Below are 24,934 nucleotides of genomic sequence, written 5' to 3'. Positions count from 1 at the left end.
CTGATCTACCTGATGCAACGCCTGCGTGACCCGGAAAGCGGCTGCCCCTGGGACCTGGAACAGGATTTTGCGTCCATCGTGCCGCATACCCTGGAAGAGGCCTACGAGGTGGCCGATACCATCGAGCGGCAGGACTGGCCTCACCTGAAAGATGAGCTCGGCGACCTGCTGTTCCAGGTGATCTTCTATGCCCAGCTCGGCTCCGAGGATCGGCGCTTTGATTTTCACGCCATTGTCGATCAACTGGTGGAAAAACTGATTCGCCGCCATCCCCATGTGTTTACCGACGGCACGCTGCGGGGAGAGGCCCGCGAACAGGGGATAGATACCGAGCAGGTTGGCCAACGCTGGGAAGAAATAAAGCAGCAGGAGCGTAACGCCAAGCTGCGCACTGGATTGCTTGACGAGATCCCGCTGGGGCTGCCTGGACTCAGTCGTGCCGCCAAGCTGCAGAAACGGGCCTCCAAGGTGGGGTTCGACTGGGGCGAAGCGCTGCCGGTGCTGGATAAGATCGAAGAGGAGGTCGCCGAACTGCGCGAAGCAATCAAGGCGGGCCGGCAGGCGGAGATCGCCGACGAGATGGGCGATCTGCTGTTTGTGCAGGTCAACCTGGCGCGCCACCTCGGGGTGGATCCCGAGCAGGCGGTGCGCGGTACCAATGCCAAGTTTGAGCGCCGCTTCCGTTACATTGAACAGCAGGTTGAATCCCGCGGTGGTGACTGGACCCGGTTCAGCCTGGCGCAGCTGGATGCCTGGTGGGACGAAGCCAAAACGCGGGGGCTTTGAACATGTCAGGCTTTCAGCTCGTTATCGTCGGGATCATCATTCTCGCCGCTTTGGGGTTCTGGAACTATCAGCGTGCCCAGGGGCAGAAAACCGCTCTGCAACAGTCGGGTTTCGAGATCAGCGAACGGATCGGCGGTAGTCCTGAGCTGGTCATCGATGTCGGTCGCAAGGAGATGGCGCTGGTACATCCCGACCGTGTCGAACGGTTCGCATTCAGTGAGCTGGATCGGGCCGAAATAGGCTTCGACGAACATGAAGACCGCTCCCGCTATCACTACCGTATCGAGCTCAGCTTCAGCCAGCAGCGTCAGCGCAGAGTGCAGTTTGGTGACCAGGCCCAGGCAGAGACGGCCCTAAAACGCTTTCAGTCAGTTGTGACTCATCGATGAAACTCCGTTAAGGGGGTTGGCAGCGTACTCCAATGGGGTAGGATGAAGGCAGACCATCTTCCAGAGGGAGCCGATAGATGAGCGATCTGCACGAAGACCTGCGTGATGATGTCCGTATGCTTGGGGAAAGCCTGGGGCGCACGATCTCCAGTGATAAAGGCCCCGAATTCCTGGCCCGGGTGGAGCAGATCCGCAAGCTCGCCAAAGCAGGGCGTTCAGAGGATGAACCCGAACATCAGCAGCTGCTGGAAGAGCTGGGCAAACTGCACGAGGATGAAGTGCTTCCCGTGGCCCGGGCCTTTACCCAGTTTCTGAACCTGGCCAATATTGCCGAAGAGCACCACCGTGTGCGTCGCCGTCTCGACAATGCCGCAGCCCAGGAGATGCCGGATACTCTGCGTGTTCTGCTGTCAAACCTGAAATCCGAGGGCTTGAGCAGCAAGCAGCTGATCGATACGCTTGCCGATCTCAATATCGACCTGGTTCTCACCGCTCACCCCACCGAAGTTAACCGCCGCACCCTGATTCAGAAATATGATGGCATTACCGACTGCCTGAAAAAGCTCGACAGGGGCGAAGCCTGCCAGAGCCGCGTCGACGAGCTGGTCAGCCAGATCTGGCATACCGATGAAATTCGCAAACAGCGACCGACCCCGGTGGATGAAGCGCGCTGGGGGTTGGCGGTGCTGGAAAACTCGCTTTGGGATGCGGTACCGCGTTTCCTGCGTCAGTTGAATGCGGAGGTCGAAAGCTCGCTCGGCCAGAGCTTGCCGCTGGACTGCTGCCCGATACGCTTTTCCTCCTGGATGGGGGGCGACCGTGACGGTAACCCGAACGTCACGGCCGAGGTAACCAAAGAGGTGCTGCTGCTGGCTCGCTGGGAGGCGCTGGATCTCTACGCCGGGGCGGTGGATGAGTTGCGTTCGGAACTCTCCATGTTCCGCGCCAGTGCGGAATTGCGGGCGCTGACAGGTGATGTGGCTGAGCCTTACCGCACGCTGTTGGGCGATCTGAAACACGATCTGCTGATCTCCCGGGAGGGGATAGAGGCGCAGATGGATGGGCACCAGCCCGAAGGTCCTCTGCCGATCGAGAAAATAGAACAGCTGTTGCTGCCGCTCAAACTCTGCCACCGCTCCCTGATCGAGTGCGGCATGTCGAGCATCGCCGGCGGAAAGCTGGAGGATCTTATCCGTCGTGTCGCCTGTTTCGGGCTTAACATGGTGCGACTCGATATCCGCCAGAACGCGGACCGCCACGCGGAGGTATTTGATGAACTGACCGGCTTCTATGGCCTCGGTCGTTACAGCCAGTGGAGCGAGTCGGACAAGCAGGCGTTTCTTCTGCGCGAGCTCCTATCGCGCCGCCCCTTATTGCCGCATCGCTGGCAGCCGAGCGCCAATGTTCAGGAGGTGCTCGATACCTGCAAGGTTGTCGCTGATGCGGACCCGACGGCGTTGGGCTCCTATGTGATTTCCATGGCCAGCCAGCCCTCCGATGTGCTGGCGGTTATCCTGTTGCTGCAGGAGCTGGGTATCGGCCACAACATCCGCGTAGTGCCGCTCTTCGAGACGCTGGATGACCTGGATAACGCCAGCAACTGTATGCAGTCGCTGTTCGAGGTGGATTGGTATCGCAGCTACGCCGGCGGTAACCAGGAGGTGATGATCGGCTATTCCGATTCCTCCAAGGACGCGGGTCAGCTGGCCGCTGCCTGGGGGCAGTTCCGGGCTCAGGAGGCACTGACCCGGTTGTGCGCCCAGTACGGTATCAAACTGACGCTGTTTCATGGCCGCGGGGGTACTGTCGGCCGGGGGGGCGGCCCCAGTCACACGGCGATACTGGCGCAGCCGCCTGGCTCCGTGGCCGGCAGCCTGAGGGTGACCGAGCAGGGCGAGATGATCCGCTTCAAGTTCGGGGTTCCGGAGCTTGCAACCCGCAATATGGAGCTTTATACCGGGGCGGTACTGCAGGCAACGCTGGCGCCGGCGCCGGCGCCCAATGACGACTGGCGCGATGAAATGGATCGCCTCGCCGCCTCGGGTCTTGAGTCATACCGTGCCATCGTGCGCGAGGATCCACAGTTCGTGCCCTATTTCCGTGCCGCGACACCTGAGCAGGAGCTGGCCAAGCTGCCGTTGGGCTCCCGGCCGGCCAAGCGTCGTGCGGATGGCGGTGTCGAGTCCCTGCGTGCCATTCCCTGGATCTTTGCCTGGACCCAGATCCGGTTGATGTTGCCGGCCTGGCTGGGCTCGGATCAGGCGCTGAGCAGTGCGATCAAGCAGGGCGAGCTGCCGGCGTTGCAGCATATGTATCGTAACTGGCCGTTTTTCCGCTCCTACGTCGATATGCTTGAGATGGTACTGGCGAAGAGCGATATCCATATCGCCGGGTATTATGAGCACCGGCTGGTATCGCCGGAATTGACCACGCTGGGATCGAATCTGAGATCGCGCCTGCAAACAGCGGTAGATCAGGTTAAACAGATCAAGGAAGTGAGCGAGCTGCTTGAACACAACCCGGTCATCAGCCAGTCGATTGACGTTCGCAATCCCTATATCGATCCGCTCCATTTTCTCCAGGCGGAACTGCTGTACCGAGATAGAAATCAGCCGGATCAACGACTTGAACAGGCTCTGATGGTGACCATGGCGGGTATCTCCGCCGGTATGCGTAACACTGGGTGACATGCCTGGTTGAACAGAGCCGGTCAGATGACGTACTCTGCTCGGCCTCAGTTTGCACCCTGGGTTCGTTTGGTAGTTCTAATGTCGAATTGTAGCGAGAGTTTGCAACGAGCTAAGGTCGAGCAATAAAAAAGGTTTTCAAGTCTGCTGGCCAGGGTGACCTGGCGGGCAGGCGAAAGGTTTACCGTAAAATAATCAGGAGATTGTCTTCCATGCGTATTATTCTTCTTGGCGCCCCGGGTGCCGGAAAGGGGACTCAGGCCCAGTACATTACCGAGAAATTCGGCATCCCGCAGATTTCAACCGGTGATATGCTGCGCGCTGCCGTCAAAGCCGGTACCCCTTTGGGTCTGCAGGCCAAAAAAGTTATGGATGAAGGCGGTCTTGTTTCTGACGACATCATCATCGGCCTGGTCAAGGAGCGCATTGCCGAAGCGGATTGCGCCAACGGCTTCCTGTTCGACGGATTCCCGCGCACCATCCCCCAGGCTGACGCCATGAAGGATGCCGGTGTATCCATCGATGCGGTGGTAGAGATCGATGTGGCGGATGAAGAGATCATCAAGCGCATGAGCGGTCGCCGCGTACACCCGGGCTCTGGCCGTACCTACCATGTTGTCTATAACCCGCCGAAAGTAGAGGGCAAGGACGACGAAACCGGCGAAGAGCTGGTGCAGCGCGCAGATGATGCGGAAGATACCGTGCGTCAGCGCCTGAAGGTCTACCATGAGCAGACCGAGCCGCTGATCAGCTACTACCGTGGCTGGAGCGAAGAAGATGCCGCCACCGCGCCGAAGTACGTTTACGTGCCGGGCGTTGGCAGCGTTGAAGATATCCGTGACAAGGTGTTTGAAGGCCTGGCGTAAGCCGTCTTCACGCGAATCGAAAGGCCGCCACTCGAGCGGCCTTTTTTGTTGCTGAATCCGGGTTGCTGTTGAAAGGTTTCATTGCGAGCGGACTCCACAGGGTCTTTAGTGCTGAAGAGGAATCAGGGATTTGCCGGAACTTAAGGTGCTGGGCCTGTTTATGGTCACGGCGTTGGCCGAGATTATCGGCTGTTACCTGCCCTATCTCTGGCTGCGGGAGGGCAAATCGATCTGGCTGCTGCTGCCGGCCGCGATCAGCCTTGCCGTCTTTGCCTGGCTGCTCTCGTTACACCCGACAGCAGCCGGTCGCGTCTATGCCGCCTATGGTGGCGTCTATATCTGTATGGCGATTCTGTGGCTCTGGACAGTGGAGGGTATTCGGCCGTCGATCTGGGATCTGCTGGGGTCAGCCGTTGCGCTTCTGGGGATGGCGATCATCATGTTTGCACCGCGCTCGGTGTGAAACGGGCATCGCCGCCTATAACAGCTCAAAGGATTCCACGTAGACAAGTTCACAGGCACCCTGACCGGTATCCTCGCGTGTCATAGAGCTTTTCCACAGCCAGCCATCCGGGCTCTCTGCTTTCACCAGGTAGCCTCTGATCCGTACCAGATCACCTGGACCCAGTTTGCCAATCTGTTTTTCGATCCATTCGTTGGCGGGAATCATATGCATATTGGCGCTCGAGCGTTCGATTTCACGGCGCGGAATCGGGAAGCGGTCGGTGCGCCAGTGGTACCAGCGGCCTGACTGGGAGATATCGATCTGATCGAGCACCTGAGTGTCGGACATGCGCTGCCAGCCCAGTGCCAGGTCGTACTTGGCAAGATCAGACTCCCGGTCCATCCAGTAACCTTCACGGCCGAGAACCCGGGCGTCGAGCTCAAAACGCGCCAGAGGCTGGATTGAGTAACCCTCATGTTCAAACCGCTTTGCCGGCGTATCAAACTGTAGTGGTGCGGAAGAGACCAATATGCCCGCAGGCTGATCCCTTCCCTGATCTTTGAAGAAGTAAAAGGCGGCCAGTACCAGCGCGATGATCAGCAGAATCGGACGAATCATGCCATTAGCTCCATTAAATGGCGGTTTACCGGCACTATACCGCAATAATGCGGCTTTCCCGCAGCCGTTTGACTGCACCGAGTGGCAGAAAGAGTTGCACCCATCTCTCTGGGCATTGCTGCGCAATTTGGCCATAATGTGCGCCATTCTTAAGGCTTTCCCAGGCGTTCAGGGGTTTAAATGAAAGCAGATATCACCTTCGGCATCCACGCGATCAGTACCTTGCTTAACCGGGATCCGGCCCGGGTACGCCGTTTGCTGGTGCTGCAGGGGCGCCGCGACAAGCGTCTGCAGGTGCTGCTCGAGCGCGCTGAGCAGGCCGGTATAGCGGTCAAGGTAGTGCCCAAGGCCAAGCTCGATGAGATGGCCCAGGGGGTTCACCAGGGTGTCGTCGCCGAGACCACACCGCTGCAGGCCGGTAATGAAAAAGATCTCGAGGCGCTGCTGGAGTCCTTGCAGGGGCCGGCATTGTTGCTGGTGCTGGATGGTGTTACCGACCCGCATAACCTCGGTGCCTGTCTGCGAACAGCGGATGCGGCCGGGGTCCAGGCGGTGATTGCGCCCAAGGACAAGTCGGCTCCGCTTAATGCCACTGCGGTCAAGGTTGCCTGCGGTGCTGCCGAAGCGGTGCCCTACATCCAGGTCACCAATCTGGCGCGCACGCTACAGCTGCTGCAACAGTACGGAATCTGGATAACCGGTACCGCCGGTGAAGCGTCCCATGATCTTTATGAGGCGGATCTGGAGGGGCCGATGGCTCTGGTAATGGGAGCCGAGGGCAAGGGGATGCGGCGACTGACCCGCGAGCACTGTGATCAGCTGGTGCGTATCCCGATGGTCGGAGAGGTCAGTAGTTTGAATGTGTCTGTCGCCACCGGTGTGTGCCTGTTTGAGATTGTAAGGCGCCGTAAAGGTGCTTTGAGCTGAGAGCGATGGAAACAGGACAGGGAAGTCTGAGTCATGCCACGCAGCTACTTATGTGATTCTTGTCGCAGCCTCTGTGACGATGGCGGGGCGGCGTCCCCGCATACCGGGCTTCGGCCGATACTGGAGTTGGGTGAACGGCAGCTCTATCGCTGCCGCCACTGTGGTGCCTTCGCCACTTCGCCCGGGGGCGACCAGGCTTACTGGAGTCTCAACGTGATGGGGCTGCCGGTTCCGCCACAAGACTGAAGGCCGGGCCTGAATTAAGCCCGGCTCCGGGCGTTCAGATCAGCTTCAGTTCTTCCGCCACCCGCTGGGCGATCATCGCTTCCTCGTTAGTGGGGATTACCCGCACCTGTATCCTGGATGATACCGAGTCGATGCGTCGGGCGTTGTCGTTGTTGGCACTCGCGTCAATCTCTACGCCCAGCCAGGAGCAGCGCGCAGCGACCCTGGCTCGCAGATCAGCATCGTTTTCGCCGACACCGCCGGTGAACACAAGCTGCTCCAGGCCTTCAAGTGCCGCAGTCAGGCGACCCAGCTCCAGTGCGATGCGGTAGGCAAAGAGATCGATCGCCTCTTCGGCTGCCGGATCATCGGCCTGATGCAGCGTGATCATATCGGAGCTGATACCGGAAACACCCAGCCAGCCGCTCTGCTTGTAGATCATCTCTTCGATGGCATCCACGTCCATCTGCTTTTCACGCATCAGGTACAGCAGAACACCGGGATCCAGGTAGCCGCAGCGGCTGCCCATCGGCAGCCCGTCCACAGCGGTGAAGCCCATGGAGCTGGCGATCGACTGCCCGTCGCGAATGGCACACATGCTGGCGCCGGCCCCCAGGTGGCAGACGACGGTTTTCTTGTCCCCGCAGCCTAGTGCATCGAGTTGATGCTGGACGTAATCGTAGGACAGCCCGTGAAAACCGTATTTATGCACGCCGCTTTCGGTCAGCTCCCGGGGAATGGCATAGATCTTTTCCAGCTGGGGCTGACGACTATGGAACATGGTGTCGAAACAGCCGATACGGGGGATGTCGGCGGCCAGGGTGCCGCAGGCTTCCAGTAATCTCAGGTTATAGGGCTGATGCAGCGGTGCCAGCGGGATATACCGCCGCAACTGCTCAAGCTCCTCGTTACCGACCCGGATCGGATGACTGAATTTGTCACCGCCGTGGACGATGCGGTGGCCGGTTGCGATCAGCCGTACCTCGCTGAGGTGCTCCTTGAGCCAGTCGAGAATATGCTCCAGGGCCGCCTGATGGCGCTGCTCGAAGTCGATATGGTTCCAGTGCAGCTCTTCGTGATCCAGCGGCTTATCTTCTTCATCGAGGATGTCGAAGCGCACCGGGTCGCCCTGCAGGTTGCCCGCCTTGAGGTGGTAGAGGCAGTGAAGGCCGTCCTCCTTGAGGGTGTAAAGACCGCATTTCAGGCTGGAAGAACCGCCGTTGACCGTCAGTATGGTATCCATGCTTCAGTCTCCTTTTGCTGGATGCAGCACCATGTAAGACGCCAGCGCACAGGAGGCGAGCCGCCCCAGTGTGCCTTCCGCCCGGCTGGTCAGAATGATCGGTACGCGGGCTCCAACAGCGATCCCGGCGGATTTTGCGTTGGCAAGATAGATAAGCTGCTTGGCGATCATGTTGGCGGACTCCAGGTCCGGCGCCAGCAGGATATCGGTCTCGCCGGACACTGGAGAGTCGATATGCTTATCGATGGCGGCCTGACGGGAGATCGCATTATCGAACGCCAGCGGACCGTCGATGATGCCGCCGGTAATCTGTCCCCGGTCCGCCATCTTGCACAGCGCCGCTGCATCGATGGTGCTCTGCATGGAGGGCTTGACCTTCTCCACCGCTGCCAGCACGGCGACCTTGGGTTCCGGGTTGCCCAGTGACTGACAGAGCTCTATGGCGTTCTGCACGATATCGCGTTTTACCGTGAGGTCCGGCTCCACATTGATCGCCGCATCGGTAATCACCAGCGGCTTGTGGTAGTTGGGTACATCGAACACGAATACATGGCTTAACCGTCTTTCGGTGCGTACCCCGCGGGTCTTGTGGACAACTGCGCCGAGCAGTTCAGATGTGCCGAGGCTTCCCTTCATCAACGCTTCCGCCTGACCCATTCTCACCAGCTCGCAGGCGCGCTCCGCAGCCATATGGCTGTGCTCGGTGGCGACGATTTCGTAGCCGGAGATATCCAGCCCTTCGCTGTCGGCCGCAGCCTGAATTTTATGGGCCGGCCCCACCAGTAGCGGTTCGATCAATCCCTGCTCGGCGGCTTCGATGGCGCCCAGCAGGCTGTTGTGATCTACCGGGTGAACCACGGCGGTCCTGATAGGGCGTGCCTGGCGCGCCTGTTCGATAAAGTATTCGAGTTGGTTGTGCACCGGCGGCTGACCGGTTTCAATCGTCGCCATGGGGGGCTCTCCAGATCCTTGGGTTAGCTTGATGCTACTGCTTCGATACTACTGAATAATGATGCAGTGCAGCAAAGGAATTTATACGTGAACTTGAGGCAGGGCATGACGGCGAGCGGGGAGGGGAGCAGACGGGAGCCAGAGGCCCCCGTTCGTGGTAATCAGACCGGTGTTTTCAGTTTTTCCTGGTAGGGCGGCCAGCCCATCGGCTTGCCACCGAGGAGATGCAGGTGAATATGGTAGACGGTTTGACCGCCATGGCTGTTGCAGTTGAACACTGAGCGATAGCCGTCTTCGGCGAAGCCGTGTTCTTCGGCTACGTCGCTGGCAACCTTGAGCATGTAACCCACCAGTTCGCAGTCTTCGTCGGCGATATCGTTCAGCGTCGGAATATGCTGACGCGGGATGACAAGGGCGTGGAAAGGAGCCTGGGGGTTGATATCACGGAAAACAATGACTTTCTCATCCTGATAGAGGATGTCGGCGGGAATCTCGCCTTCGACAATTTTGCAGAACAGACAGTCCATCTGGCTCCCTCAATAGTGAACGTTTAAAGCGGCAGTATAACGAGCGCCGAGGGACCGGCTCAAGCCGGCCCCTGAACCTGGCTGTCAGGCCAGGTCCATCGACAGCGGTTTGGGCGGGCAGTGATAACTTTTGACTACTTCGTTGGCGGGTGTCACCGATTCCAGTTTTACGTCGAAGCCCCAGAGCCGGTGTACATGCTTGAGTACCTCGTCGGTGGATTCACCCAGGGGCTGGTTATTGTACATATAGTGGCGCAGCGTCAGGCTGCGATCACCGCGCACATCCACGTTGTAGACCTGGATGTTGGGCTCGCGGTTACCGAGATTGTACTGGGCCGAAAGTTGTTCACGCAGTTTCTGGTAGCCCATCTCGTCGTGAATCGCATCGACCCTCAGTGTTGGGCGCTCGGCATCGTCGAGAATGGAGAACAGATGCAGCTCGCGCATCAGCCGCGGTGACAGGAACTGCAGGATGAAACTCTCGTCCTTGTAGTTACGCATGGCGTAATCGAGCGTCTCTATCCAGTCTTTTCCGGCGATGTCGGGGAACCACTCACGGTCCTCGTCGGTGGGGTTTTCACAGATGCGACGGATGTCGGTCATCATGTTGTAACCCAGCGTATAGGGGTTTATACCGCTGAAGTAGGGACTGTCGAACGGCGGCTGGTAGATAACGCTGGAGTGGGAGTGCAGAAACTCCATCATGAAGCCGTCATTGACCAGGCCTTCATCGTAAAGCTGGTGCAGCAGGGTGTAATGCCAGAAGGTGGCCCAGCCTTCGTTCATCACCTGGGTCTGCTTCTGTGGGTAGAAGTACTGGGCGATCTTACGCACGATGCGGATCACCTCGCGCTGCCAGGGCTCCAGCAGCGGCGCGTTTTTTTCGATGAAATAGAGCAGGTTCTCTTCCGGGTCTTTCGGGTAGTGGATGACCTGCTCTTCACCGCTGGCTTCTTTTTTCGGGATGGTATTCCAGAGGTCATTCAGGTGGCGCTGAATGTACTCCTCTCGGGCCATCTGACGCTCCTTCTCCTCCGCTGCAGTGAGCGGGCGGGGACGCTTGTAGCGGTTGACGCCGTAGTTCATCAGCGCGTGACAGGAGTCCAGAATCTTCTCCACCTCATCGGTGCCGTAACGCTCCTCACACTGACTGATGTAGTGCTTGGCGAAGAGCAGATAGTCGATGATGGCGGTGGCATCGGTCCAGGTCCTGAACAGGTAGTTACCCTTGAAGAAGGAGTTGTGGCCATAGCAGGCATGGGCAATCACCAGCGCCTGCATGGTGATGGTGTTCTCCTCCATCAGGTAGGCGATACAGGGGTCAGAGTTGATGACGATCTCGTAGGCGAGCCCCATACGGCCGCGCTTGTAGTTCTGCTCGGTTTCAACAAACTGCTTGCCGAACGACCAGTGATTGTAGTTCAGCGGCATACCGATGGAGGCATAGGCGTCCATCATCTGCTCGGAGGTGATCACCTCGATCTGGTTAGGGTAGGTGTCCAGGCCGAAGTTTTTCGCCACCCGGCCGATCTCGCGGTCGTATTCCTTGATCAGGTCGAAGGTCCATTCGGAGCCGGTGGAGATCGGTGTGCGCTCTTTTACTGCACTCATGCGGCACCCTCCGTGCGTTTTTCAAACAGCTTGCGGAATACCGGATAGATTTCACCGGCATCGGTGATGTGCTGCATGGCGAACTCCTCCGGAAACGCATCATGCACCTGCTCGTACTCGTACCAGAGGTTCTGGTGTGGACCGGTGGTGATCTCCACGTAGGCGTAATACTGCACCTTTTTGAGAATGCGCTTCATCAGCAGGTCGGAACAGGTGGCCGAATCGCCATCCCAGTTGTCGCCATCCGATGCCTGGGCGATGTAGATATTCCAGTCCGCCGGAGAGTAGCGTTTGTCAATGATATCGGCAGTCAGCTGCAGCGCGCTGGATACGATGGTGCCGCCGGTTTCGCGGGAGTAGAAGAACTCCTGCTCATCCACCTCCTTGGCGTGGGTGTGGTGGCGCACGAAGACCAGCTCGATCTGCTTGTAGTTCCGCTGCAGGAACAGGTAGAGCAGGATGAAAAAGCGCTTGGCAATATCCTTGATCGACTGGGTCATGGAGCCGGACACGTCCATGACGCAGAACATCACCGCCTTGCTGGATGGTACCGGTACCTTGACCAGGTTGTTGTAGCGCAGGTCAAAGTCGTCGATAAACGGCAGGCGTCGCGCTTTTTTATCCAGCTCCGCGATCTGATCCCGCAGGGCCTGCATCTGTTCCTGGGAGGTTTCATCGGCAGGTAGCGCCTCCAGTGCCCAGAGCTCTTTGCGCAGGGCGCGTATCTCCTTGCGATCATTGCCGCCAAGCGCTATGCGTCGGGCATGGGCTGCGCGCAGGGAGCGCACGACATGCAGTTTTTCCGGCGAGCCACTGGTGCTGTAACCGGCACGGCGGGTTTCGAACGCGGTGGCATCCTTCAACTGCTTACGCACGAGGTAGGGCAGCTCCAGGTCCTCAAACATAAAGTCGAGGAACTCCTCCTGGCTGATCGAGAAGGTGAAGTTATCCTCGCCTTCGCCCTGGTTACTGGCCTTGCCCTGGCCGGAGCCGCCACCGCCGCCGCTTTCGGGGCGCTGGAACTCGTCACCGGTGACAAACTCCTTGTTACCGGGGTAAATGCGGGTGTTCTGACCGCCCTGGCCGTGGTGAAAAACTGGCTCGGAGATGTCGCGGCGCGGGATGGTGACCTCGCCGCCGCGCTCGATATCCGAGATCGAGCGGTCATGGATAGCCTCTTCAACGGCACGCTTGATGTGCTGTTTGTAACGACGAAGGAAGCGCTGGCGGTTGACCGTGCTCTTCTTCTTCGAGTTGAGTCGGCGATCGATGATATAGCTCATACCGAAGACTCCCCTGGTTGGCGGACCCGGTTACCGGGTCCGCCAACATAGCTGCTTACTGGGATTTGCGTACACGGATATACCATTCCGACAGCAGGCGGACCTGCTTCTCGGTGTAGCCGCGCTCGATCATCCGCTTGACGAACTCGCCATGTTTTTTCTGCTCGTCGGAGGAGGCCTTCGGGTTGAAGGAGATCACCGGCAGCAGGTCCTCGGTGTTGGCGAACATCTTCTTCTCGATCACGGTACGCATCTTCTCGTAGCTGTTCCAGGCCGGGTTTTTACCCATGTTGCTGGCCCTGGCACGCAGCACGAAGTTGACGATCTCGTGGCGGAAGTCTTTCGGGTTGCTGATACCCGCCGGTTTCTCGATCTTCTCCAGTTCCTCGTTGATCGACTGGCGGTCGAGAATGTCGCCGGTTTCGGGATCACGGTATTCCTGGTCCTGAATCCAGAAGTCGGCATAGGTCACATATCGATCGAAGATGTTCTGACCATACTCGGAGTAGGATTCCAGGTAGGCGGTCTGGATCTCCTTGCCGAGGAAGTCGATATACTTCGGCGCGATATACTCTTTCAGATAACCCAGGTAACGCTCCTGAACCTCCGGCGGGAACTGCTGTGCACTGATTTCGCGCTCCAGCACATAAAGCAGGTGCACCGGGTTGGCAGCCACCTCGGCGGCATCGAAGTTGAATACCTTGGAAAGGATCTTGAAGGCGAAACGGGTGGAAAGACCCTCCATCCCCTCATCGACACCGGCAGAATCCTTGTACTCCTGCATCGACTTGGCTTTCGGGTCGGTATCCTTCAGATTCTCGCCGTCGTAGACGCGCATTTTGGAGTAGATGCTGGAGTTTTCCGGGACTTTCATCCGTGACAGTACGGAGAACTGGGCCAGCATATCGAGCGTGTCCGGCGCACAGGGCGCCTGGTTCAGGGAGCTGTTTTCCAGCAGTTTCTCGTAGATGTGGATCTCTTCGGTCACCCGGGTGCAGTAAGGCACCTTGACGATATAGACACGGTCGATAAAGGCTTCGTTGGTCTTGTTGTTCTTGAAGGACTGCCACTCCGATTCGTTGGAGTGAGCCAACAGTATACCGTCGTAGGGAATAGCGCCCATCCCCTCGGTGCTGTTGTAGTTACCTTCCTGGGTGGCTGTGAGCAGCGGGTGCAGCACCTTGATCGGCGCCTTGAACATCTCCACAAACTCCATCAGACCCTGGTTGGCGCGGCAGAGCGCGCCGGAGAAGCTGTAGGCATCCGGATCGTGCTGCGGGTACTCCTCAAGCTTGCGGATATCGACCTTACCGACGAGGCTGGAGATATCCTGGTTGTTCTCGTCACCCGGTTCGGTCTTGGCGATGGCAATCTGGTTAAGGATAGAAGGGTAGAGTTTCACGACGCGGAACTTGGTGATATCGCCACCATACTCCTGCAGGCGTTTTGCCGCCCAGGGTGACATGATGCCGCGAAGATATCGGTTAGGAATGCCGTATTCTTCTTCCAGAATCTGGGCGTCTTCGCTTGGGTTGAACAGCCCCAGCGGCGATTCAAAAACGGGTGAGCCCTTGATGGCATAGAACGGGATATGCTGCATCAACGATTTAAGCCGTTCTGCGAGTGAGGACTTACCACCACCTACCGGGCCGAGCAAATACAGGATCTGCTTCTTCTCTTCGAGTCCCTGAGCAGCATGACGGAAGTAGGAGACAATCGCTTCGATCGCTTCCTCCATACCGTAGAATTCGTGAAACGCCGGGTAGCGCTTGATCACCTTGTTGGAAAAAATGCGGCTCATTCGAGGTTCGAGCGAGGTATCGATCAGCTCTGGTTCACCGATCGCCTGCAGCATTCGCTCTGATGCATTGGCGTAAGCAATTGGGTCCTCCTTGCACAGGTTGAGATACTCCTGCAGGCTCATTTCCTCCTGCTGGATTGATTCATAACGCGCTTTGTAATGATCAAATATACTCATTGGTCACCTTCCTGTACTCGGACGCCGATTCTTCGCATAACAACTTGTTTTCAAAGTTGTTGTCACAGCGTGTTACGCCGCATTCCTGTTTCAGTGTAGTCCAAAGCTGCTGGTTGCAAGGGCTGGTACTGACTTCTTTTCCGGCTCTCCCTGGGCGTGTTTTGCTGTGTATGTTCAGAGCTGCTGCGACAGCCGGTATGGCTACGCTTGTAGAAACAATTTGCATTAAACGTGCCGCTCTCCGCTTGCAGCGATGTTTTTACTGCAATCAGAAGCGTGGCGGGGTTAATTGATTAGACAGCATTAAACGGTCAAGTTGCATCGGATAATCAGCGGCCGGCCGCCGGATTTCGATGCTTTCGGCGGTGTACGCAGAAAAAGGTCTGAGTGGATTGGTTCTGCAGTTTCAGGCAGGGCGATAGCCAGTAAAGTGCAGAATGGAGGCTGCACCGAAGCGGAGGCCGTGAGGAAGCTGACAAAGACCTGGGTGCACAATAAGTGGTCAGTGCGTGATCAAAACAGGGCGCCCCTGGGTTTGGGTGCTCCAAGATGGGGAGTTAATCGCAGCTCGGTGTCAGGGGAGGTGGTCAATCATCTCCAGTGTCGGCTTTGGTGCCGGCAGGTCCGGCTGCAGCGCCCGTTGAGCAGAGGCTGAATACAGCGCTTTCAGATTAGCCTGAATACGGGCGAAGCTTGGATCTGTCGTGAACGCCTTTTGCAGTGTACTTATCGCGGCGCCGGTTTGCCCCTCGGCGGCCTGGATAGTCGCCAGGTTATTGTATAGCTCAGGCGCCCCCGGATGACGGTCGATAGCCGCCTCAAGCCGGGTGCGTGCCAGCGAGTAATCACCGCTCAGGAACAGTATCCGTGACTCCACCAGGGTGGCGGACAGGTCGTCGCCGGTCAGGGCTCTGAATTGCGCAGTCAGGGACAGTGCTGGCCCATATTCGCCCCGCTGAGCAAGTGCCAGGGCGGCCGCCAGTGCTTCTTCGGGCGTGCTGTTCGGTGGCGGGGCTTGCGGCGCCTCGGGGATCAGCGGTGCCGCGTCTTCCTCGACCGGAGCTGCGCCACTTAACTCCGCTTTACGGGCAGCCAGCCAGCGTTTGGTTTCTTCGAGGCGCGCATACAGCGTCTCGTCGTCGATCGGCAGATCGCGGATTCTAAGAGGGCCGGTATAGGCTTCAGGGGCATCGCTGTTGCAGTCAAAGGTCTGATCCTTGCCGGCGCTCAGGCAATACTGCTCGGCGTCAGTCTGCTTCGAATCCATCGTGCCGCAACCTGTCAGCAGCAGAGCAAGGGTAGTTTGGGCGATCCGTAATCCGTAGTGATTTGGCCGACTGGACTGAGCCATGGGTTCCGATCCTTGAATGCTTTGCGATTGTCAAAGTGTTGCCGTTGAGAGTACCAGACCTGCGATTATCAATGCACTGCCAGAGACGCGGTTCTGCCAGCGCAGTGCAGTCGGGTTCTGCATCCAGCGACTGAGGTGGGAGGCCAGACCGCTGTAACCGGTCATCACGCTCCAGTCGACGAACAGCAGGGTGGCCGCAATCACCAGCAACTGTGGCGCTTTGGGCAGGGCCGGATCCATAAACTGAGGCACCAGCGCGACCAGGAATACCATGCCCTTGGGGTTGGTGATATTGATCAGGTAAGCACTGATAAAGTGCTGGCGTTTGCGGCCGCTGGTGTCACGGTCCAGGCGCAGGTGCCCCCGCGCCCGCCAGAGGTTGATGCCGAGCCAGATCAGGTAGCCGGCGCCGATCCACTTGATGGTCTGGAACAGCAGGGGAGAGGTGGCAATCAGGCCGCCAAGGCCCACCGCGACAATCAACAACTGGGTGCCGTAGCCGGCGATCAGCCCGGCCACCGCCGGAGCCGCACCGCGGATGCCATGGTTGAGTCCAAAGGTCATGGCCGTGGCGGCCCCCGCTCCGGGGGAGAGACTGATAAGAATTGAGGCGCTCAACAGGGCCAGCCAGGCTTCCAGTGGCATAGGATTCCTTAAACAATTTTCCCTTAAACCAAAACAGCCGCCCGAGGGCGGCTGTTGTTGCTACGTGTAAAGAGCTGAGTAGGTATTACTCAGTTCGCATTTTCCCGCGCAATCGCCCGGTAGGCGATATCGGTGCGGAAGTAAGCGTCTTTCCAGCTGATCATATCGACCAGTTCGTAGGCGCGCTTCTGCGCATCGGTGACGCTGTCGCCCAGAGCGGTGGCGCAGAGCACGCGACCGCCTGCGGTGACAACCTTACCGTCAACCAGCTTGGTACCGGCATGGAACACCTTGCTGTCGGCAGGGGCTTCCGCCGGCAGGCTGATCTCGTCGCCCTTGTTGTAGCTGCCGGGGTAACCACCGGCGGCCATGACAACGCCAACGGCAGGACGCGGATCCCACTCGGCTTCCACCTGATCCAGCTTCCTGTCGAGCGCGGCGTTGCACAGTTCAACCAGGCTGGACTTGAGACGCAGCATGATCGGCTGGGTTTCCGGGTCGCCGAAGCGGCAATTGTACTCGATCACTTTCGGGGTACCGTCGGCCATGATCATCAGGCCGGCGTACAGAAAGCCGGTGTACTCGTTACCCTCTGAAGCCATACCGCGCACGGTGGGAAGAATCACCTCTTCCATGGCGCGGTTATGGATCTCCTGGGTGACCACCGGAGCCGGAGAGTAGGCGCCCATACCACCGGTGTTCAGGCCGGTGTCGCCATTACCCACACGCTTGTGGTCCTGGCTGGTAGCCATCGGCAGTACGTGTTCTCCGTCGACCATGACGATGAACGAGGCTTCCTCGCCATCGAGGAACTCTTCGACCACCACACGGTGACCAGCGTCGCCAAAGGCGTTGCCTGCCAGCATGTCGCGAATCGCGTCTTCTGCTTCTTCCAGGGTCATCGCGACGATAACGCCCTTGCCAGCGGCAAGACCGTCCGCCTTGATCACGATCGGCGCACCTTTCTCACGAACGTAGGCCAGCGCCGGCTCTACCTCGGTGAAGTTCTGGTATTCCGCGGTCGGAATCGCATGGCGGGCCAGGAAGTCCTTGGTGAACGCCTTGGAGCCTTCGAGCTGGGCCGCACCGGCGGTAGGGCCGAACACCCGCAGTCCCTGGTCGTTGAACTTGTTGACGATACCTTCCACCAGCGGTGCTTCCGGACCAACGATGGTCAGGTCAACCGCGTTCTCTTTGGCGAAGGCCGCCAGTTCATCCAGAGCCAGCACATCGATATCGACGTTCTGGCACTTGGCTTCCTGCGCCGTGGCAGCGTTACCCGGAGCAACGAAGACCTTTTCGACGGCCTCGTCACGGGCAGCGGCCCAGGCCAGCGCGTGTTCGCGCCCGCCGGAACCGATTACGAGAATATTCATCAGCAGCTAGCCTCGATCAGTGACGGAAGTGGCGCATGCCGGTGAAGACCATCGCCATACCGTGTTCGTCGGCGGCGTCGATCACTTCCTGGTCACGCATGGAGCCACCCGGCTGAATCACGGCCTTGATGCCGGCTTCAGCAGCGGAGTCGATACCGTCGCGGAACGGGAAGAACGCATCGGATGCCATCACGGAACCGGCCACTTCCAGACCCTCATCAGCGGCTTTGATGCCGGCGATCTTGGCGGAGTAAACACGGCTCATCTGACCAGCGCCGATGCCGATGGTCTGACCGTTCTTGGCGTAGACAATGGCGTTGGATTTAACGAACTTGGCCACTTCCCAGCAGAACAGCAGATCGCGGATCTCCTGCTCGGTGGGCTGAACCTTGGTAACGATCTTGAGCTGGGAAGCGTCGACCATACCCAGGTCACGATCCTGAACCAGCAGGCCGCCGTTGACGCGCTTGTAGTCGAATGCCTGGGCGCGCTGAGCACCCCACTCGCCGCACTCAAGCAGACGTACGTTCGGCTTCTTGGAAACGATATCGGACGCTTCGGCGCTGACGCTCGGCGCGATGATCACTTCCACAAACTGACGCTCGACAATCACCTTGGCGGTTTCGGCATCGAGTTCACGGTTGAACGCGATGATGCCACCGAAGGCCGAGGTCGGGTCGGTCTGGAAAGCACGGTTGTAGGCTTCGAGGATGTCATTGCCGATCGCCACACCGCAGGGGTTGGCATGCTTGACGATAACACAGGCCGGTTCCTGGAACGGTTTGACGCACTCCAGCGCGGCGTCGGTGTCGGCCACGTTGTTGTAGGAGAGTGCCTTACCCTGCAGCTGACGGGCGGTGGAAACGCTCGGCTCGGCCGGGTTGGTTTCCACATAAAACGCCGCGCGCTGGTGCGGGTTCTCGCCGTAACGCATGTCCTGCGCTTTGACGAACTGGGTGTTGAAGGTACGCGGGAAGTCCGCCGGCTCTTCAGCATCGCCTTCAACGATGGCGCCCAGGTAGTTGGCGATCATACCGTCGTAACCGGCGGTGTGTTCGAACGCCTTCACCGCCAGGTCGAAACGGGTGGCCTGGCTCAGGCCGCCGTCAGCTTCCAGCTCCTTGAGAATGGAGTCATAGTCGCTGGCGTTAACAACGATGGCAACGTCCTTATGGTTCTTCGCCGCGGAACGGACCATGGTCGGGCCGCCGATATCGATGTTCTCGATCGCCATCGGCAGATCGCAGTCCGGGCGGGCGATAGTCTGAGCAAAGGGGTAGAGGTTGACGACGACCATGTCGATCGGGTCGATGCCGTGCTCGCTCATCACCTCATCGTCGGTGCCGCGACGACCGAGGATGCCGCCGTGTACTTTCGGGTGCAGGGTCTTGACGCGACCGGCCATCATCTCCGGGAATCCGGTGTAGTCGGATACTTCGGTAGCCGGGATGTCACTGTCCTTCAGCAGCTTGAAGGTGCCACCGGTGGACAGGATTTCAACGCCGCGTGCGGACAGGGCGCGGGCAAAGTCAACAATACCGGTTTTGTCCGACACGCTGATCAGGGCGCGGCGGATCGGTGTAGTGTTCTGCTCAGACATAGTCTTAGGTTCGCTTCTCTCTATTAGCCACCTCGGAAAACCTACTGCGCGCCTCATTGACTGCGTTGCGCGGTGCTGGTACGCCAGCCCGGTCGAAATCCTCATGTATTCTTCAATACGTTCGGTTTTCGTGCGCCTTGCCTCTGAGTCGCTGCTAACGGTTTTTCGAGTTGTCTTATTCGCTCGATTACAGCAGGCCGTACTGCTTCAGTTTCTTGCGCAGGGTGCCTCGGTTCAGACCGAGAACCTCGGAGGCCTTGGTCTGGTTATCCTTGGTGTAAGCCATCACGCTTTCAAACAGCGGTGCTTCGATCTCAGACAGGACCATCTGGTACACGTCGGTTACCGGCTGCCCATCGAGCTGCTTGAAGTAGCTGGTCAGTGACTGGTGAACTGTGTCACGCAGAGTCTGTGCCGGTTTACCCGCCTGCGGCTGGGTGCTTTGTGCATACTGTTCCAAATCTTTGCTATCCACTGTACTCATGTACCCAAATCCTGGATTCAAGCAGCCACCGAATCGCCCAGCAGGACGTTAACAGCGCTTACCTGATCGCTTGCTGTTTCTAATTGATTGAAATGCTTCCTGAACCCGGCAGCCTCCGGGTGTTGCTGCAGATACCAGCCCACATGTTTGCGGGCGATACGTACCCCCATGAACTCGCCATAAAAATCGTACAGCTCCTGCAGATGTCCGGTCAGTATAGACAGAACCTCTGCGGTCTCGGGCTCGGCCAGTTGCTCACCATGACGCAGGTAAGCGTCGATCTGGCGCAGCAGCCAGGGACGACCCTGGGCAGCACGCCCGATCATCACCGCGGCGGCACCGGTGTGGTCCAGCACCTGGCGGGCCTTGACGGGCGAGTCGATATCGCCGTTGGCGATAACGGGAATGGAGACCCGGTTCACGATACGGGCGATGGTGTCGTACTCCGCGTAGCCCTGATAACGGTCGGCGCGGGTCCGGCCGTGTACGGCGAGTGCGGCGATACCGGCCTGTTCGGCCAGATCGGCGATACGCTCACCGTTACGCTGCTCCGGCGACCAGCCGGTGCGTATTTTCAGGGTCACGGGAATATCCACAGCGCTGACCACCGCGTCGAGAATCTCGGCAACCAGCTGTTCATCGCGCAACAGGGCGGAACCTGCCGCCTTGTTGCAGACCTTCTTCGCAGGGCAGCCCATATTGATGTCGATGATCTGCGCGCCGCGCTCCGCATTCATGCGGGCCGCGTCGGCCATCATCTCCGGATCACCACCGGCAATCTGTACCGAGCGGGGCTCGGTTTCGCCGCTGTGATCCAGTCTCAGGGAGGATTTGCGTGAGTTCCACAGGCGTGAATCGGAGGTAACCATCTCCGAGACCACCAGTCCGGCACCCATGCGTTTGCACAGCGTACGGAAAGGACGGTCCGTTACCCCTGCCATCGGTGCCAGTACAACCTGACTGTCAATGGTGTAAGGGCCGATTCGGAACATCATGCACCTGCCAAAAGGAAGAAGGATTCTGGCCCGGACCTAAAGGTCCGAGTCCCGGGTTCTCAGGGAAACCGAGGACGGGCTCGATCGACAACGACAAGCGACGTAAAGGATCGATACCGTACTGGCACCCTGTTTGGAAGGTGGGCAATGATACTCTTTCGGGGCAGGTGGTCCAACCCGTTTTTGTTGCTTTTTTGATCGATTTCGGGCTTGACCAGAGTGGCGTTTTAAGCGTGTGCAGCGTAGTTTCAGCGGTCCGGAAGCAGGTCCAGGCTATAGCTGATGGCGCTCTCACCGGGATCGGTGATTTCCAGCTGTATCTCCACCGGCGAGTGCGGTGGCATCATCGTGTTCTGTCGAGCGGTGGCGAGATATTCAGAGGGGTGGAACACCCGGCGGGCGACCAGCTGCCCTTTGACATCAGTGAAGGTTAACCCGAGGGAAGGATAAGGTTGAGGGAAAGCGGCATCGTTCTGCAAACGGAGATCGACGCGCAGGGCATCCGCAAATGCCGGGTGAGGCCGCACCACCATCTGCTGGTTTTCTATCTCGGTGAACGAGGCGCTGTTCAGCGCGCAGGGCAGGGATTCGCAGGCCAGGGTGTACAGCGGCCTGAGATCCGGAGCCAGGGCCAGGGTGGCGCGCTCGAACCAGAGCAGTTGCGCTGCCAGCATCAGGGCGGCAGCCAGGGAGGCGAGGGACCAACCTGCAATCGCGTAGGGATCGCTTTGCTCCCGGCTCACTTCCAGCAGTATGGGTTCGGCGTAGAGGTGAGGGATATCCTTTTCCGGCGGCGTATCGCTGCGCTCGTCTGAAGCGGGTGCTGGCGCTGCGGACTCGGTCTCCGGCGGATGCGCCTGTTTTTGGGCTGGCTCCTCCAGGGGGCTGGCGTCCATGTTGGACGCAGACCGGCTGCTGTTCTCATCTGCGCTGGCATCGGCAGGAAGGGGCTCAGCACTTTCTGAGTGCTCGGGCAGAGGCGTGTCCGCTTCGCTGGACTCTTGCTCCGGTTGCGCAAGACTGGAGGCTGGCTCCTGCTCCTGCTCCTGCTCCTGCTCCTGCTCCTGCTCCTCGGACGCCGTTACGTCAGCTTCCTCGATCGGGGAATGTAATTCTTGCAATTGGCCGGCGTCATGCAGGGGCGGTTCGGGCGGCGGTTCCGGTAATTGGGGGGGAGTGACCGGCTCTGGCGTCGCTCCGGTGTCGCTATCGCCCGGCAGGGTCTCGCTGGCGCCGGCGCCTGAAGACTGCGTCTCTGATCCGGATAAACGGGTACCGATCGCACTCATATACGATTTGAGTTCGTCGATGCGGATAACCGGTTCGCGGGGCTCATCCAACGACCCGTTCTGCGGGTCCAATGCCTGGCTCAGTATTGGTTTGGGTGGCTCGCTTTTGGCTTTCTGTTCCAGACGTCGTTCCAGACGATGGGCCTCGGTGCGGGCGTCAAACACCAGCAGGCAGGCGCCGCAGCGGACCTGCCCCTGAGCCATGCGTAACTGTCCCTGTGTCACCCGGAAGCGGGAATGACAGCTCGGGCATTCGGTGACGATCGCTTCGCTCATCCTGCCTGGTGTTTGACCCCGGTTAAACGTATCCAGCCATCTTTTTCGACCGCAGGCTCCATGTCAAACCATTCGCTGTACGCGGTTGAAACCTCGTCCGCCTGCTCGGCCAGCAGACCAGACAGCAGCAGCTTACCGCCCGGGCGCACCAGCGCCTGCAGTGTCGGGGCCAGTTCCACCAGCGGACCCGCCAGGATATTGGCGACCAGAGTGTCGGCCTGCACCTTGGGCGTGGCGGCTGGCAGGTAAACCTGCAGCAGTTCCTCGGAGAGTTTATTGCGTTCCAGGTTGTCGCGCGTGGCGGTCAGCGCCTGGGGATCGATATCGACGGCAACCACTTCGCGGGCGCCAAGCAGCAGGGCAGCGATACCGAGAATGCCACTGCCGCAGCCGTAATCGACTACCAGCTGGTCGTCGAGAGGCTGGCCATCAAGCCATTCCAGGCAGAGGGCCGTGGTGGGGTGGGTGCCTGTGCCAAACGCCAGTCCCGGGTCGAGCATCATGTTGACCGCGTCGGGGTCCGGCGCCTCCCGCCAGCTGGGGCAGACCCAGAGGCGCTGCCCGAACTGCATCGGATGGTAGCTTTCCATCCATTCCCGCTCCCAGTCCTTGTCTTCCAGGATCTCCGCCTTGAACTGCGGCAGCGGCCCCTGGCCGGCGGGGAGTTGCTGCTGCGCCAGGGCCAGCAGTGCCAGTGTCTCTTTCAGGTCATGCTCGGCGGCAAACAGGCCGGTGACAACGGTCGAGTTCCAGAGCGGCGTGGTGCCAAGGTCCGGTTCGAAGATCGGCTGGTCGGCAGCATCCTGATAGGTGACGGCGGCGCAGCCGGCGGCTAATAGCAGGTCTTCATAATGCTCGGCTTGGTCCGGGGCGGTTTCGACCTTGATCTGTAACCAGGGCATGGGGGTAAAACTCCAACATCGGCAATGGGGGAAGTATGTCGCAAACCCCGCCTGCGGGAAACCTGTGGCGGGGCTGCAGAGATCAAAAAGCCCGCATGCGCGGGCTTGTGTCTATACGGAGAGCGTTGGCTTTATAGCCCCAGCTTTTTCTCCAGATAGTGGATGTTGACGCCACCACGGGCAAAGTTGGCATCGCGAACGATGTCCTGATGCAGCGCGGTGTTGGTCTTGATGCCTTCAACCACCATTTCGTCCAGCGCGTTCTGCATCCGCAGCAGAGCGGTCTCGCGGTCTTCACCCCAGGTGATCAGCTTGGCGATCAGCGAGTCGTAGTGCGGCGGAACGGTGTAGCCACTGTACAGGTGAGAGTCGAAGCGAATGCCATTGCCGCCCGGGGCGTGGAAATAGGTTACCTTGCCGGGGCTGGGCATGAAGTTACGCGGGTCTTCGGCATTGATGCGGCACTCGAAGGCGTGGCCGTTGAGTTTCACATCTTCCTGTTTGATCGACAGCGGCATGCCGGAAGCGATACGCAGCTGCTCCTTGACGATATCGACGCCGGTAACCTGTTCGGTGACCGGATGCTCGACCTGGACGCGGGTGTTCATCTCGATGAAGTAGAAACCGCCGTCCTCGTAGAGGAACTCAAAGGTGCCGGCGCCGCGGTAGCCGATCTCGATGCAGGCATCGACGCAGGCCTTGAGAACCGCTGCACGTGCTTCCGGGTCGATACCCGGGGCCGGGGCTTCCTCAACCACCTTCTGATGGCGACGCTGCAGTGAGCAGTCACGGTCATACAGGTGAATAGCGTTACCCTGGCCGTCGGCGAGCACCTGAACTTCCACGTGACGTGGCTTCTCCAGGAACTTCTCCATGTAGACGGTTTCATCACCGAATGCAGCCTTGGCTTCGGAGCGGGTGACCTGCATCGCGTTGATCAGGTGCGCTTCGGTGTGAACGACGCGCATACCGCGACCACCGCCACCGGCAGCCGCCTTGATGATCACCGGGTAACCGATACGCTTGGCGGTCTTGTAGATCGCCTCATGGTCGTCGCCCAGCGGGCCGTCGGAACCCGGAACCGTTGGTACGCCGGCTTTCTTCATCGCTTCGATAGCGGAGACCTTGTCACCCATCAGGCGGATGGTCTCGGCACGGGGACCGATGAAGGTGAAGCCTGACTGCTCGACCTTCTCGGCAAAACCGGCATTCTCAGCCAGGAAGCCGTAGCCCGGGTGGATGCCGACTGAGTCGGTGACCTCGGCGGCGCTGATGATCGAGGGGATGTTCAGGTAGCTTTGCGTGGAGGGAGCGGGGCCGATGCAGACCGCTTCGTCAGCCAGGCGTACATGCATCAGGTCGCGGTCGGCGACGGAGTGCACGGCCACGGTCTTGATACCCAGCTCTTTGCACGCGCGAAGAATCCGCAACGCGATTTCGCCGCGGTTCGCAATGAGCACTTTATCCAGCATGGTTAGAT

22 protein-coding genes are annotated in these 24,934 nt (G+C 59.2%); 6 read left to right on the top strand and 16 right to left on the bottom strand.

What is annotated here, in order from left to right; genetic code table 11:
• The first annotated feature begins 12 nt into the window (after nucleotides 1-12).
• From mazG to ACQUQP_RS18325, 5 genes are all read left to right on the top strand, one after another.
• Nucleotides 13-786 (top strand): nucleoside triphosphate pyrophosphohydrolase, encoded by a 774-nt coding sequence (gene mazG, locus ACQUQP_RS18345; protein ID WP_432698720.1) that lies wholly within the window; start codon nucleotides 13-15, stop codon nucleotides 784-786.
• A gap of 2 nt (nucleotides 787-788) precedes the next feature.
• Nucleotides 789-1,175: a hypothetical protein gene (locus ACQUQP_RS18340; RefSeq protein WP_432696479.1), complete on the top strand. Its 387-nt coding sequence runs from the start codon at nucleotides 789-791 to the stop codon at nucleotides 1,173-1,175.
• 77 nt (nucleotides 1,176-1,252) lie between these two features.
• Nucleotides 1,253-3,862, top strand: a complete 2,610-nt coding sequence (ppc, locus tag ACQUQP_RS18335; protein WP_432696478.1) for a phosphoenolpyruvate carboxylase — start codon at nucleotides 1,253-1,255, stop codon at nucleotides 3,860-3,862.
• Nucleotides 3,863-4,074: 212 nt separating this feature from the next.
• Complete coding sequence (gene adk / locus ACQUQP_RS18330) at nucleotides 4,075-4,728, top strand: adenylate kinase (RefSeq protein WP_432696477.1); 654 nt, start codon at nucleotides 4,075-4,077, stop codon at nucleotides 4,726-4,728.
• A 130-nt stretch (nucleotides 4,729-4,858) separates the two neighbouring features.
• Entirely contained in the window at nucleotides 4,859-5,191 is a 333-nt protein-coding gene (locus ACQUQP_RS18325) for a YnfA family protein (protein WP_432696476.1), read from the top strand.
• A gap of 15 nt (nucleotides 5,192-5,206) precedes the next feature.
• On the opposite strand, the gene ACQUQP_RS18320 is transcribed toward ACQUQP_RS18325, so the two are convergent.
• Entirely contained in the window at nucleotides 5,207-5,791 is a 585-nt protein-coding gene (locus ACQUQP_RS18320) for a hypothetical protein (protein ID WP_432696475.1), read from the bottom strand.
• A 180-nt stretch (nucleotides 5,792-5,971) separates the two neighbouring features.
• On the opposite strand from ACQUQP_RS18320, the gene rlmB reads away from it, so the two are divergent.
• On the top strand, nucleotides 5,972-6,718 hold the full coding sequence (gene rlmB, locus ACQUQP_RS18315) for a 23S rRNA (guanosine(2251)-2'-O)-methyltransferase RlmB (protein ID WP_432696474.1): 747 nt from the start codon (nucleotides 5,972-5,974) through the stop codon (nucleotides 6,716-6,718).
• Between the two features lie 280 nt (nucleotides 6,719-6,998).
• On the opposite strand, the gene ACQUQP_RS18310 is transcribed toward rlmB, so the two are convergent.
• The 15 genes from ACQUQP_RS18310 to accC form a co-directional block, all read right to left on the bottom strand.
• On the bottom strand, nucleotides 6,999-8,186 hold the full coding sequence (locus ACQUQP_RS18310) for an acetate/propionate family kinase (RefSeq protein ID WP_432696473.1): 1,188 nt from the start codon (nucleotides 8,184-8,186) through the stop codon (nucleotides 6,999-7,001).
• 3 nt (nucleotides 8,187-8,189) lie between these two features.
• A complete protein-coding gene (locus ACQUQP_RS18305) occupies nucleotides 8,190-9,137 on the bottom strand; it encodes a bifunctional enoyl-CoA hydratase/phosphate acetyltransferase (protein ID WP_432696472.1) in 948 nt (315 codons plus the stop codon).
• Between the two features lie 161 nt (nucleotides 9,138-9,298).
• The gene (locus ACQUQP_RS18300) at nucleotides 9,299-9,664 is read right to left on the bottom strand and encodes a histidine triad nucleotide-binding protein (RefSeq protein WP_432696471.1); all 366 of its coding nucleotides are present in this window, start codon (nucleotides 9,662-9,664) and stop codon (nucleotides 9,299-9,301) included.
• Between the two features lie 84 nt (nucleotides 9,665-9,748).
• Complete coding sequence (locus tag ACQUQP_RS18295; RefSeq protein WP_432696470.1) at nucleotides 9,749-11,275, bottom strand: SpoVR family protein; 1,527 nt, start codon at nucleotides 11,273-11,275, stop codon at nucleotides 9,749-9,751.
• Nucleotides 11,272-12,558, bottom strand: coding sequence for a YeaH/YhbH family protein (locus ACQUQP_RS18290; protein WP_432696469.1), 1,287 nt, complete (start codon nucleotides 12,556-12,558; stop codon nucleotides 11,272-11,274). The genes ACQUQP_RS18295 and ACQUQP_RS18290 overlap by 4 nt, the downstream gene beginning before the upstream one ends.
• 55 nt (nucleotides 12,559-12,613) lie before the next feature.
• Nucleotides 12,614-14,536, bottom strand: a complete 1,923-nt coding sequence (locus ACQUQP_RS18285; RefSeq protein ID WP_432696468.1) for a PrkA family serine protein kinase — start codon at nucleotides 14,534-14,536, stop codon at nucleotides 12,614-12,616.
• Between the two features lie 574 nt (nucleotides 14,537-15,110).
• Nucleotides 15,111-15,803, bottom strand: coding sequence for a tetratricopeptide repeat protein (locus ACQUQP_RS18280; RefSeq protein ID WP_432696467.1), 693 nt, complete (start codon nucleotides 15,801-15,803; stop codon nucleotides 15,111-15,113).
• Between the two features lie 114 nt (nucleotides 15,804-15,917).
• Nucleotides 15,918-16,532, bottom strand: a complete 615-nt coding sequence (locus ACQUQP_RS18275; RefSeq protein ID WP_432696466.1) for a LysE family transporter — start codon at nucleotides 16,530-16,532, stop codon at nucleotides 15,918-15,920.
• Nucleotides 16,533-16,621: 89 nt separating this feature from the next.
• Nucleotides 16,622-17,908, bottom strand: coding sequence for a phosphoribosylamine--glycine ligase (purD, locus tag ACQUQP_RS18270; RefSeq protein ID WP_432696465.1), 1,287 nt, complete (start codon nucleotides 17,906-17,908; stop codon nucleotides 16,622-16,624).
• A gap of 16 nt (nucleotides 17,909-17,924) precedes the next feature.
• Nucleotides 17,925-19,508 (bottom strand): bifunctional phosphoribosylaminoimidazolecarboxamide formyltransferase/IMP cyclohydrolase, encoded by a 1,584-nt coding sequence (gene purH, locus ACQUQP_RS18265; RefSeq protein ID WP_432696464.1) that lies wholly within the window; start codon nucleotides 19,506-19,508, stop codon nucleotides 17,925-17,927.
• Between the two features lie 187 nt (nucleotides 19,509-19,695).
• Nucleotides 19,696-19,992 carry a DNA-binding transcriptional regulator Fis gene (gene fis, locus ACQUQP_RS18260; protein ID WP_104004338.1) on the bottom strand — a complete coding sequence of 99 codons (297 nt, stop codon included), beginning with the start codon at nucleotides 19,990-19,992 and terminating at the stop codon, nucleotides 19,696-19,698.
• 17 nt (nucleotides 19,993-20,009) lie between these two features.
• Nucleotides 20,010-20,984: a tRNA dihydrouridine synthase DusB gene (gene dusB / locus ACQUQP_RS18255; protein WP_432698719.1), complete on the bottom strand. Its 975-nt coding sequence runs from the start codon at nucleotides 20,982-20,984 to the stop codon at nucleotides 20,010-20,012.
• A gap of 251 nt (nucleotides 20,985-21,235) precedes the next feature.
• Nucleotides 21,236-22,552, bottom strand: a complete 1,317-nt coding sequence (locus ACQUQP_RS18250) for a zinc-ribbon and DUF3426 domain-containing protein (RefSeq protein WP_432696463.1) — start codon at nucleotides 22,550-22,552, stop codon at nucleotides 21,236-21,238.
• The gene (gene prmA / locus ACQUQP_RS18245; RefSeq protein ID WP_432696462.1) at nucleotides 22,549-23,454 is read right to left on the bottom strand and encodes a 50S ribosomal protein L11 methyltransferase; all 906 of its coding nucleotides are present in this window, start codon (nucleotides 23,452-23,454) and stop codon (nucleotides 22,549-22,551) included. Before prmA ends, ACQUQP_RS18250 begins: the two co-directional genes overlap by 4 nt.
• A gap of 131 nt (nucleotides 23,455-23,585) precedes the next feature.
• Nucleotides 23,586-24,926: an acetyl-CoA carboxylase biotin carboxylase subunit gene (gene accC, locus ACQUQP_RS18240; protein WP_432696461.1), complete on the bottom strand. Its 1,341-nt coding sequence runs from the start codon at nucleotides 24,924-24,926 to the stop codon at nucleotides 23,586-23,588.
• Nucleotides 24,927-24,934: the final 8 nt, after the last annotated feature.

This window comes from Marinobacterium sp. YM272, from assembly GCF_050908845.1.
Classification (GTDB): Bacteria; Pseudomonadota; Gammaproteobacteria; order Pseudomonadales; family Balneatricaceae; genus Marinobacterium_D.
Note: the sequence above shows the minus strand (reverse complement) of the source record. Positions and strands in the feature narration are given on the sequence as shown.

What these genes read in the sequence shown, in the direction of transcription:
- dusB (WP_432698719.1), bottom strand. Translation starts at nt 20,984, where the DNA reads ATGTTCCGAATCGGCCCTTACACCATTGACAGTCAGGTTGTACTGGCA.
- fis (WP_104004338.1), bottom strand. Translation starts at nt 19,992, where the DNA reads ATGAGTACAGTGGATAGCAAAGATTTGGAACAGTATGCACAAAGCACC.
- ACQUQP_RS18290 (WP_432696469.1), bottom strand. Translation starts at nt 12,558, where the DNA reads ATGAGCTATATCATCGATCGCCGACTCAACTCGAAGAAGAAGAGCACG.
- ACQUQP_RS18340 (WP_432696479.1), top strand. Translation starts at nt 789, where the DNA reads ATGTCAGGCTTTCAGCTCGTTATCGTCGGGATCATCATTCTCGCCGCT.
- ACQUQP_RS18305 (WP_432696472.1), bottom strand. Translation starts at nt 9,137, where the DNA reads ATGGCGACGATTGAAACCGGTCAGCCGCCGGTGCACAACCAACTCGAA.
- ACQUQP_RS18275 (WP_432696466.1), bottom strand. Translation starts at nt 16,532, where the DNA reads ATGCCACTGGAAGCCTGGCTGGCCCTGTTGAGCGCCTCAATTCTTATC.
- ACQUQP_RS18285 (WP_432696468.1), bottom strand. Translation starts at nt 14,536, where the DNA reads ATGAGTATATTTGATCATTACAAAGCGCGTTATGAATCAATCCAGCAG.
- prmA (WP_432696462.1), bottom strand. Translation starts at nt 23,454, where the DNA reads ATGCCCTGGTTACAGATCAAGGTCGAAACCGCCCCGGACCAAGCCGAG.
- purH (WP_432696464.1), bottom strand. Translation starts at nt 19,508, where the DNA reads ATGTCTGAGCAGAACACTACACCGATCCGCCGCGCCCTGATCAGCGTG.
- ACQUQP_RS18310 (WP_432696473.1), bottom strand. Translation starts at nt 8,186, where the DNA reads ATGGATACCATACTGACGGTCAACGGCGGTTCTTCCAGCCTGAAATGC.
- ACQUQP_RS18295 (WP_432696470.1), bottom strand. Translation starts at nt 11,275, where the DNA reads ATGAGTGCAGTAAAAGAGCGCACACCGATCTCCACCGGCTCCGAATGG.
- accC (WP_432696461.1), bottom strand. Translation starts at nt 24,926, where the DNA reads ATGCTGGATAAAGTGCTCATTGCGAACCGCGGCGAAATCGCGTTGCGG.
- ACQUQP_RS18300 (WP_432696471.1), bottom strand. Translation starts at nt 9,664, where the DNA reads ATGGACTGTCTGTTCTGCAAAATTGTCGAAGGCGAGATTCCCGCCGAC.
- adk (WP_432696477.1), top strand. Translation starts at nt 4,075, where the DNA reads ATGCGTATTATTCTTCTTGGCGCCCCGGGTGCCGGAAAGGGGACTCAG.
- ACQUQP_RS18250 (WP_432696463.1), bottom strand. Translation starts at nt 22,552, where the DNA reads ATGAGCGAAGCGATCGTCACCGAATGCCCGAGCTGTCATTCCCGCTTC.
- mazG (WP_432698720.1), top strand. Translation starts at nt 13, where the DNA reads ATGCAACGCCTGCGTGACCCGGAAAGCGGCTGCCCCTGGGACCTGGAA.
- purD (WP_432696465.1), bottom strand. Translation starts at nt 17,908, where the DNA reads ATGAATATTCTCGTAATCGGTTCCGGCGGGCGCGAACACGCGCTGGCC.
- ppc (WP_432696478.1), top strand. Translation starts at nt 1,253, where the DNA reads ATGAGCGATCTGCACGAAGACCTGCGTGATGATGTCCGTATGCTTGGG.
- ACQUQP_RS18320 (WP_432696475.1), bottom strand. Translation starts at nt 5,791, where the DNA reads ATGATTCGTCCGATTCTGCTGATCATCGCGCTGGTACTGGCCGCCTTT.
- ACQUQP_RS18280 (WP_432696467.1), bottom strand. Translation starts at nt 15,803, where the DNA reads ATGGATTCGAAGCAGACTGACGCCGAGCAGTATTGCCTGAGCGCCGGC.
- rlmB (WP_432696474.1), top strand. Translation starts at nt 5,972, where the DNA reads ATGAAAGCAGATATCACCTTCGGCATCCACGCGATCAGTACCTTGCTT.